The organism is Roseobacter sp. SK209-2-6 (assembly GCF_000169455.1).
GTDB lineage: Bacteria > Pseudomonadota > Alphaproteobacteria > Rhodobacterales > Rhodobacteraceae > Pseudophaeobacter.
The window spans coordinates 17,640-27,312 of the sequence record NZ_AAYC01000022.1 but is presented as its reverse complement, the minus strand read 5'-3'; the positions used below and the strand labels follow the sequence as shown (position 1 = coordinate 27,312).

9 protein-coding genes are annotated in these 9,673 nt (G+C 57.6%); all 9 read right to left on the bottom strand.

All coding sequences use genetic code 11. From position 1 onward, the window contains the following. Window positions 1–856, bottom strand: an 856-nt coding sequence (gene ftsZ, locus RSK20926_RS21470) for a cell division protein FtsZ (protein WP_008210005.1), incomplete at its 3' end; no start/stop codon positions are given. A 383-nt stretch (window positions 857–1,239) separates the two neighbouring features. Beyond that, window positions 1,240–2,574, bottom strand: a complete 1,335-nt coding sequence (gene ftsA, locus RSK20926_RS21465; protein ID WP_008210003.1) for a cell division protein FtsA — start codon at window positions 2,572–2,574, stop codon at window positions 1,240–1,242. A 1-nt stretch (window position 2,575) separates the two neighbouring features. Then, window positions 2,576–3,466: a cell division protein FtsQ/DivIB gene (locus tag RSK20926_RS21460; RefSeq protein WP_008210002.1), complete on the bottom strand. Its 891-nt coding sequence runs from the start codon at window positions 3,464–3,466 to the stop codon at window positions 2,576–2,578. Continuing rightward, window positions 3,454–4,374, bottom strand: a complete 921-nt coding sequence (locus RSK20926_RS21455) for a D-alanine--D-alanine ligase (protein ID WP_037256287.1) — start codon at window positions 4,372–4,374, stop codon at window positions 3,454–3,456. Before RSK20926_RS21455 ends, RSK20926_RS21460 begins: the two co-directional genes overlap by 13 nt. 257 nt (window positions 4,375–4,631) lie before the next feature. Continuing rightward, entirely contained in the window at window positions 4,632–5,558 is a 927-nt protein-coding gene (gene murB, locus RSK20926_RS21450) for a UDP-N-acetylmuramate dehydrogenase (protein WP_008209998.1), read from the bottom strand. 67 nt (window positions 5,559–5,625) lie between these two features. Continuing rightward, entirely contained in the window at window positions 5,626–5,874 is a 249-nt protein-coding gene (locus RSK20926_RS21445) for a DUF2484 family protein (protein WP_008209997.1), read from the bottom strand. After that, the gene (locus RSK20926_RS21440; RefSeq protein WP_008209995.1) at window positions 5,871–7,070 is read right to left on the bottom strand and encodes an APC family permease; all 1,200 of its coding nucleotides are present in this window, start codon (window positions 7,068–7,070) and stop codon (window positions 5,871–5,873) included. Before RSK20926_RS21440 ends, RSK20926_RS21445 begins: the two co-directional genes overlap by 4 nt. Before the next feature lie 59 nt (window positions 7,071–7,129). After that, complete coding sequence (gene murC / locus RSK20926_RS21435) at window positions 7,130–8,545, bottom strand: UDP-N-acetylmuramate--L-alanine ligase (RefSeq protein WP_008209994.1); 1,416 nt, start codon at window positions 8,543–8,545, stop codon at window positions 7,130–7,132. 4 nt (window positions 8,546–8,549) lie between these two features. After that, complete coding sequence (locus RSK20926_RS21430) at window positions 8,550–9,641, bottom strand: UDP-N-acetylglucosamine--N-acetylmuramyl-(pentapeptide) pyrophosphoryl-undecaprenol N-acetylglucosamine transferase (protein ID WP_008209993.1); 1,092 nt, start codon at window positions 9,639–9,641, stop codon at window positions 8,550–8,552. Window positions 9,642–9,673: the final 32 nt, after the last annotated feature.

Sequence of the window (9,673 nt, the reverse complement as noted above, 5' to 3'; positions counted from 1 at the left end):
TACGGTTGGCTGCCTCGTCCAGCTCAAACAGCGTCAAGTCATGCGCACCGGTGATATTGATCAGCACACCCTTGGCACCGCGCAGGCTGATTTCATCTAGCAGCGGGTTGGCAATGGCTTTTTCAGCAGCCTGAACCGCGCGATCTTCGCCCTCGGCCTCGCCGGTACCCATCATCGCCTTGCCCATCTCGTCCATTACGGCACGCACATCGGCAAAGTCCAGGTTGATAAGGCCTGGGCGAACCATCAGGTCCGTCACGCCTTTGACACCTTGATAGAGCACATCGTCAGCCATCGAGAAGGCTTCGGTGAAGGTGGTCTTTTCATTGGCAAGACGGAAGAGATTCTGGTTCGGAATAATGATCAGCGTATCCACAACCTTTTGCAGGGCTTCGACGCCCTCCTCGGCCTGGCGCATACGCTTGTTGCCTTCGAACTGGAACGGCTTGGTCACAACACCAACGGTCAGAACACCGAGTTCGCGTGCAGCCTGCGCAATGATTGGCGCAGCGCCAGTTCCGGTGCCTCCCCCCATACCGGCAGTGATAAAGCACATATGCGCCCCGGCCAGATGATCAACGATCTGCTCAATGCTCTCTTCCGCAGAGGCAGAACCTACCGAGGGGCGTGCACCGGCACCCAGGCCTTCGGTCACTTTCACACCAAGTTGGATCCGGCTCTTGGCAGCATTTTGTTGCAGCGCCTGAGCGTCGGTATTGGCAACGACGAACTCGACGCCTTCCAACTCTTTTGCGATCATGTTGTTAACAGCGTTTCCGCCAGCACCACCAACGCCAAAAACGGTGATTTTGGGTTTCAGTTCTTCTTGCCCGGGCATCGAAAGGTTCAATGTCATGCTCTTACCGCCTGTGCTTCAGCCCTCCCGCAAGGGCTATTTCTCTATATTCCGCTTCAATCCTACCTTGAAGGCGGAGTCACGTCATCCAAAAAAGCGAAAAACGCCACAAAATATGGCCCATTCTTCGGCAGAAAACCGCAGAGTCTCGCCCCAACAAGCAGATATTGCGGATTAGGGCGGATGACAACACAATAGGGAACTCTTCCCAGCCATTGTGCCGGGGCAAGACTTACTGCGCAATTTTGCTGGCCACTGCTCGGCCCTTTGGCTGTCGCTTTTTACGACTATTAAACCAAACCTAACCCAGATTTACTCTTTTGTCACGAGGGCGAAAGAGGAAAATCTGGGTGGAATCAAGCTTTTCCGAAGGAATTTCCTACTTACCAGTTGTCTCGAAACCAGCGAACAGCACGGCTCAAGGATCTTGCCGGATAGCGATCAACGGGCATTTCAAAGTCCCACCATTCATCCTGCGGATTGGCAGCGAAGAGGCTAAGCCCAACCGCAGAGGAAAACCCAGGACCAGTTGCTGATTGCGGCAAGCCATGAACACGAAGAGGGCGACCCAAACGAACCTGCTGCCCCAACACTCTGCTGGCCAATCCATCAAGCCCGAGGATCTGACTAGAGCCACCGGTCAAAACGATCTGCTGACTGGGTAGATATTCAAAGCCTGCGGCATCAAGGCGACATCTGACTTCTTCCAGGATTTCCTCAACGCGCGGACGCATTATACCGATCAACTCGGCCCGGCTCACAGTGCGCCTGTCGTGCTCCCAATCCCCGGTATCACCGCCAATATCAATCATGTCTCGATCATCCGCACCGGTGGCATGCACCCCACCGCAGAAGGTCTTAATCCGCTCGGCATTGGCCGTGGGAATTCCAAGCCCCATCGAGATGTCACTAGTGATATGATCTCCGCCCATACGAACAGCATCCGCATAGATCATGTGCTTCTTCATAAAGACTGAGATCGAAGTCGAGCCACCGCCCATATCGATGCAGGCTGCACCAAGTTCCTGCTCGTCCTCAACCAAAGCCGCATAGGCAGAGGCGTAAGCAGATGAGGCAATCCCTGCAAGCTCTAGGTCGCAACGTTGGATGCAACGCACAACATTCTGGACAGTGGCTGCATCTACGGTGAGCATATGCATATCCACTGCCAGGCTCTGCCCCAATTGGCCGCGCGGATCTTCAAGACCTGAGCGGTTGTCCAGAGCAAAATTCACCGGTTGCGCATGCAGGACCTCACGGCCTGGACCATATTCCGGGACCTCGCAGGCGGCCAGCACTCTGGCAATCTCTGTTTCGGAAACCTCTTGGCCTTCCAACTCGATCTGCGCGTCCAGACCATAGGAGCGCGGGTTCGCCCCAGAGAAGCTGGCGATCACATGATCAACACGCACGCCCGCCATCTTTTGGGCGGCCTGTACCGCTGTGCGCACCGCGCGCTCGGTTTCCTGCATGGCGATGATTTCGCCAAATTGCACCCCCCGTGAGCGCGTCGTCGCCGCGCCGATCACCCGAAAACCCGATTGCCCCGCAAGCGAGCCAATGGAGTTATCCTCACTCAGGCGACCCGTGCCGTCGAACCGTAGGATCAGGCATGCGATCTTGGAGCTGCCGATATCCAAAATAGCAACAACACCGCGCTGCATAGCCTGGCGACGCATTTGCCGCATCGCGCGTTGGGACTGATAAAGATCCGTCATCCTACAAACCGCCTCCGTTCAATTCTCTGATCCGCCACCAGCTTTCCACTGCGTTTTTTGTCATCCGTACTGTCGGGCGCTGACCAAGCCGCATGTCGACAGCGGCGACATCGCGCTCCAGCAGATCCTGCACTTCGCTCACAACAATCACCCGCTCCAGCGCGGGCACCGGATCTTTGACCGGCAGCATAATGCGCTGCCCGCGATCCAGAACCACGTCCCAACGGCGCTCGCCAATGCGCACCAATCCCCGCATACGATCGCCAAGGGGGCGTGCGGCCGCGACCAGTTGCAGCGCTTCTTCGGCAACCAGGTCCGCGGCCTCTCCCGCAATGAGGGGAAGATCAGGATGCATGGCGCGCTGCCCCAACTCAGCCACATGTGCGCCGGTTTCATCCAAGAGCGCCAGCCCTTCGTGACTACGCCAAATAAGAGCCGGACTACGTTCTTTCACATCGATTTGCAAAACTCCGCCCGGACGAATTCGGACATCCGCAGATTTGACCGGATCCAGGCCTTCGATTTCTTCCCGGATCTGCGCGAGATCCAAATCAAAAGAACTGATCGGAAAATCAATCGGCACCACCTCGCGCACATCCTGCGCAACGCTGCTGCCTACGCCATCGATGGCAAGCACATTGACCATGAATTCCGGGCGCTGCTCGATCGACATTCGAATGCTCTGCGCCGTCGAGATGACCATGTCCCTCCTGGCTTCATCCGCGAGGAAGGCAAGACCGCCGGCCGTCAGCAAACACAGAGGAACGCCAAATTTGAGACCAAAGCGAATACCAGGTGTCAGCATCCAACGCTGTATCCGGTAGCGCAGGCGCGAAGGAGCCGGATCAGCCCGGTTTTCTTTCACCCTGCCGGAACTCTTCAACGCACGCATGATGCATCCTCCACCATCCAGGCACAGAGTTGGCCAAAGCTCATGCCGATCCCTTCGGCCTGTTCAGGCGCAAGAGAGGTGGGCGTCATACCGGGTTGCGTATTGGTTTCCAGCAGGATCAGGCCATCCTTGCCTTTGCTTTCATCCCATCGAAAATCGGTGCGTGACACGCCACGACATCCCAGGATCTCATGGGCCTTCAGCGCATAGGCAAGGCAGAGTTCCTCGATCTCCTCCGGAACTTTTGCCGGAAACTCATGTCGAGATCCGCCTTCAGCATATTTTGCCTCATAGTCATACCAGCCATCTGTGATGATATCCGTGACGCCAAGGGCGCGATCCCCCATCACAGTCGTCGTCAACTCACGTCCGGGGGCATAGGCCTCCACCATGACCGTTTCCGGCATGGAGTCAGACAGCTGCGGCGGAGTATTGGCACCCTCGTTCACGATGTAGATCCCAACAGAGGAACCCTCATTGTTCGGCTTCACCACATAGGGCGGCGCAATCACATGTGCGGCCATGACTGTGGCTTTGTCCGCCAGGATGCTCTCTGTTACCGGCAGGCCTGCAACGCGGTAGGCCGCTTTGGAGCGCTCCTTGTCCATGGCAAGTGCTGAGGCAAGTACACCCGAGTGCGTATAAGGCAGCCCCATCCATTCCAGCAATCCCTGGACGCAGCCATCCTCACCCCAACGACCGTGGAGCGCGTTAAAAACCACATCCGGTGAAATCTCTTTTAGGCGTTCGGCAAGGTCTGGCCCTGCGTCCAGCTCAACCACCTCATAACCTTCCCCCCTCAAAGCGGCGGCACATTCGCGCCCACTGGACAAGGACACCTCGCGTTCAGCGGAGGGTCCACCCATCAAAACCGCCACTTTCGGGAGAGTTCTGCTCAACTCACTCACCACAAGCGCCTCAAATATCTTGGGCTTTTCGCCCTTGTTTCTTGGGGCTGCGTCGCAACCCGCTGTATTTGTTCTTTTGGATCCCGCCAAGATCCGGCACCTTTTTGGGCACCCCGCCATCATAGCGCCGCAAACCTTACCGACGCGTTAACGACTGCTTTACCATGATTAAGATCTGCAAAGCCCTACTGCCCGCGTCCCGCCTGTATTTCCAATACCGTTCAGGGTGATTACCCCTATCAGCATAGGAATTGGGATCATTTTTCTGGCAACGGCTCTCCGACCCGCATGATTTCCCATATTAACGTTATGCCGGAATCTTCGTAAACCTTTTTTCTGACTTCTTCACCCAAAGCTTCCAGGTCTGCGGCAGTTGCGCCACCGGTGTTGATCAAGAAGTTTGAGTGTTTTTCACTCATCTGAGCGCCACCAATCCGCGCGCCGCGCATGCCCGAATTGTCAATCACCTTCCAAGCCTTGAGGTCCTGCACATCATCCACTCGCCCTGTGGAGGAGAACCCCGCAGGATTGCGAAAGGTTGAACCCGCAGTGCGATCTTTGGTCGGCTGCGTTTCATCGCGCTTTTTGAGCTGTGCATCCATCCGTGAATGCAGCTCGTCAGGTTCTCCCGGCTCGGCTCGGAAAGTCGCGGACACCAAAACAGCCCCGTCTGGGAAAGTGGTCTGGCGGTACTGAAACTGCAAATCCTCAGCACCAAGCTCCAGCAACTCTCCTGATCGCGTCACAATCTGAGCCGAGACAAAATGATCTGCCACATAGGAGCCATAGCAGCCCGCGTTCATCCGAACGGCCCCTCCGATGGAGCCAGGAATGGTGCGCAAAAATGTCAGGTCCAATCCGGCATCGGCCGCCTTTTTCGCAACATGCGCATCTAAGGCTGCAGCACCCGCCGTGACTGTATTGCCCTGACACTCAATACCATTAAAGCCGCGCCCCAAACGGATCACAACTGCGCGCAGCCCTCCGTCCCGCACGATCAGGTTAGAGCCTACGCCCATAGGGAAAACCTGAACTTCCGCCGGGAGCTGACGTAGGAAGTTCCGCAAGTCCTCAATATCGGCAGGTTGAAACAGATAATCCGCCGGCCCGCCCACGCGCAGCCAAGTAAGGCCGGATAGATCTCGTGAAGGGGTCAGTTTACCCCGGATGCCATCGATATTCATGTGTCCCGCCTTTTGCAGCTGCGTGCCCGCCAATAACAGGATTTCCCGGCACTCTTCAATGCATCGGTCATCGTCGGATTAAGCGCTTAAGCCAACGTCCAAAATACAAAACCGGATAGCGCAGAACGCTCATGCCTGCGACCAACACGCCCAGCCCCCACCAGGGGCCATGCTCATAAACCACAAACCCCAGTAGAGGGATGCCTATAGCGACCAACACATAGGCGCGACGCCAGTGATTGTCTTTGCTTGGCAACATGGCCAGCAGATTTGCGATCACCGCCCAAAGCGCCACAAGAGTAAGTGAGAGCGTCACAGCATTCCTCCGATCGCAACGCTAAGCGCCAGTGCAGAGAGCAAAAGCCCAACGACCGGTACCATCATAGGCACCCGGAAGCCCGCACCAGGGTGCAACCGTTTCATCCGGATCAAGGCCAGATTGACCAATACAAAAACACTGAGCAGTACCGTTGATGTCAGCTCCGCAAGGCGCGCTAGTGGTACGAACAGTGCTGCCAGAACAACAAGGGTACCAATCAACAATGTGGCAAGAACCGGGGTGCCAAAGCGTGCGCTGGCCTGATGGAACACTCCCAAGGCCGCATTGCGCCGTCCCAAACCAAAGAGCACGCGCGAGGCCATTACGATCTGCGCCAGGATACCATTCAGCGCCGCAAAGACCGCTATTGCTGAAAGGAAATTGGCATCGCCCCCACGCGCCACCTGCCAAACCAGGGCCAGCGGGCTTTGCGATTGCGTGAGATCCGACAGGGGAACCGCACGCACCGCGGCCCAGCAGACCAAAGCGTAGATTATTGAGGTCAAGACCAATGAGATCAGGATCGCCTTTGGCAAGATCTGCTCCGGGTCGCGCACTTCTTCAGCCATATTGACGATATCCTCGAACCCGATGAAGGCAAAGAAGGCCAGAACCCCGCCCAACCCGATCCCAGTCATAAGCGGCAGACCTGGAGGGAAGACCATCGCGCTCCAATCCGGTGATACCTCAGCGCTGGCGCCTGCCCAGACGACCAGCACCAACCCGATCAACTCTATCGCAGTAAAAAGCGCCGCAAGGGCCAGGCTTTCGAGAACACCAGCAATAGCCACTGCTGTCAGCAGTCCCCCCATGACCAGAATGGCGTAGGTACCGTCAAAGCCAGTAGCCGCTGTTAGATAGCCCGCGCCACCTCGCAGAACGGCACCTGCGGAAATGGTCCCTGCCGCGACAACTGCCAGCCCAACCAGCAGCGCCATAGCCTCTGACGACAAGCCCTTGCCAACATAGACCGCCTCACCCGCTGCTTCTGGCAGACGAGAAGAGAATTCAGCATAGGAGAGCGCCGTTGGAGCCGCTATCACACCAGCCAGCACAAAGGAGAGAGGAGCCCAGACACCGGCATCCGCTGCCACGGCCCCAACGAGAACATAGATCCCAGCCCCCACCATGACGCCAACGCCATAGGCTGTCAGCAGCCCAAGCCCGATTCTGCGCTTTAGCGGTTCTGCCATGGGATCCTCCCTTGTGTTCTGCTATTCTGTGCCCCTCCTGCGGGCCAAATTCAAGAATTTCAACTCAAAGGCAGGGGGCAGACCGCCAGACGCTCTGGCAGGCCATTTGCCCAAGCGCTGATTGTTCCTGCCCCAAGGCAAACAACCATGTCTCCAGGGCGAGCCTGCTCGCGCACCAGGCGCTCTAGGTCTCCCTCATCCATCAGGGCACGCGCGTGGCGGTGCCCGTGGCGAACCAGTCCAGCGACAAGATCATCCCGGCTAGCGCCTTCGATCGGGTCTTCGCCTGCGGCAAAAACCTCGGCGATGGCAACAACATCAGCTTCGTTGAAACAGGCGCAGAAATCGTCAAACAGGCTGGAGAGGCGCGAATAACGGTGTGGCTGATGTACAGCGATGACGCGCCCCTCACAGGCCTGACGCGCGGCCTTCAGCACGGCGGCTATCTCAACCGGGTGGTGACCGTAATCGTCGATGATGGTTACCCCATCCACTTCGCCCACTTTGGTGAAGCGGCGGTTCACTCCGCCGAAGGCTGCCAGAGCCTCACGGATTTCAGAACTGTTCATTCCCAAATGCCGTGCCACAGCAACCGCCGAAAGAGCATTGGAAACATTGTGGTCGCCAGGCATCGGCAGGGTGCAGCCCTCGATCACACGGTCTTCGGCTTGCAGATGCACATCAAAATGCGCAACCCCACCCTTGTATGTCAGGTTAGAGGCACGCACATCCGCTTGCGCATTAAACCCATAGGTTACCACTCGCCGATCAGAGATCCGACCCACCAGCGTCTGAACCTCTGGGTGATCGGTGCAGCAAACCGCAATGCCATAGAACGGAATATTGGAGACGAAATCGTGAAACCCTTGGCGCAAGGTGTCAAAGTCCCCCCAGTGCTCCATATGCTCCGGGTCGATATTGGTAACCACCGCAATCGTCGCGGGCAGACGATTGAAGGAGCCATCGCTCTCATCCGCTTCAACCACCATCCATTCACCCTGCCCCATCCGCGCGTTAGAGCCATAAGCATGGATGATGCCGCCATTGATGATGGTGGGGTCAAAGCCTCCCGCAACCATCAGTTCTGCCATCATTGTAGTGGTGGTGGTTTTGCCATGGGTGCCGGCAATGGCGATGTTGGACTTCAGCCGCATCAGCTCTGCCAGCATATCTGCGCGCCGCACCACTGGCAGCCCGCGAAGACGGGCTTCGTCTAGTTCCGGGTTGCCGGGCTTGATCGCAGAGGAAATGACCACCACCGCAGCCTCGGCCAGGTTCTCGGCCTTTTGTCCGGTAAAGATCAACGCCCCCAATTCTTCCAGCCGCTTGGTGATTTTTGAGCTTTTGAGATCAGATCCCTGCACCACATAGCCCAGGTTCAGCAGCACCTCGGCAATGCCGGACATGCCGATGCCGCCAATGCCAACGAAATGGATGGGGCCAACGTCGCCGGGCAGCTTGGTTGCAGGGTTCATGTTTTTATCCTTCCTCTGCCAGCTGCTCGACCAAGGCCACCAATCTCTCGGTAGCATCGGGAACGCCAGCTTGTAATGCGGAGAGCGACATTTGATTGGCTGCACCCGCGTTGCTCAAAACTGCGGTCATTTGCTCCGCCAGTGCGGCGGCGTCAAGAGCGCTTTCCGGGATCATGATGGCACCGCCTGCCTCAACCAGCCCACGGGCATTGGCGGTTTGGTGATCGCCAGTTGCCGCAGCATAGGGCACCAGAATGGATGGGCGCCCGATCACTGAGATATCCGCCACCGACGAGGCGCCCGCACGGGAGATCACCAATTGCGCCTCGGACATGCGGGCAGGTACGTCATGGAAGAAAGGCTGCACTTCCGCCGGAATGCCATGACTCGCATAGAACTCTTCGACACGGGCTTGGTCCTCTTCGCGGGCCTGATGCGAGATGCGCAAGTGGCGGCGGATCTCGTCGGGCAGAGCTGCAATAGCGGCAGGCACCACGTCAGACAGGATCCGAGCACCCTGACTGCCACCCATCACAAGGATGGACATTGGATAGTCGCCCGGCGCGATGTAGCCGGCCCCTGCACGCTCCATCACTGCAGTCCGCACCGGGTTGCCGACATGCTCATGCGGAACATTCTCTGGTAGATCCGTTGGCCAGGTGCCGCAGGCAACCCCTGCCACGCGGGTGGCAAAGAGCTGATTGACCCGGCCCAGCACGCCATTTTGCTCATGGATCATGCGCGGCAACTTTAGCAGCGTCGCCGCTCCAAGTGCCGGAATGGAAGGATAGCCACCAAAACCGATCACCGCATCGGGGCGATCTTTGCGCATCTGCAGCGCCATGGAGAGAACTCCGGCTGCGATCTTAGGCGCAACCAGGGCTTTGGCCAGTATTCCACCACGGGCAAAGGTCGCCGAGGAGACCTCTGAGATCTCAGTACTATGGGGAAAGCCGCCGGTATAGCGCGCACCGCGCGCATCCGTCGAAAGCTTCACGCGCCAGCCCTTGCGCAACATTGCCTCTGCCAGGGCTTGGGCCGGGAACATATGCCCGCCCGTACCGCCAGCTGCCATCAAAAGCAGTTTCTGTTTCATCGTCCGCCGTATTTTCAAACTACTGCCAGGAG

Coding starts and splice junctions, on each gene's coding strand:
- ftsA (WP_008210003.1), bottom strand. CDS start 2,574: ATGACGGATCTTTATCAGTCCCAACGCGCGATGCGGCAAATGCGTCGC.
- murB (WP_008209998.1), bottom strand. CDS start 5,558: ATGAATATCGATGGCATCCGGGGTAAACTGACCCCTTCACGAGATCTA.
- RSK20926_RS21430 (WP_008209993.1), bottom strand. CDS start 9,641: ATGAAACAGAAACTGCTTTTGATGGCAGCTGGCGGTACGGGCGGGCAT.
- RSK20926_RS21440 (WP_008209995.1), bottom strand. CDS start 7,070: ATGGCAGAACCGCTAAAGCGCAGAATCGGGCTTGGGCTGCTGACAGCC.
- RSK20926_RS21460 (WP_008210002.1), bottom strand. CDS start 3,466: ATGCGTGCGTTGAAGAGTTCCGGCAGGGTGAAAGAAAACCGGGCTGAT.
- murC (WP_008209994.1), bottom strand. CDS start 8,545: ATGAACCCTGCAACCAAGCTGCCCGGCGACGTTGGCCCCATCCATTTC.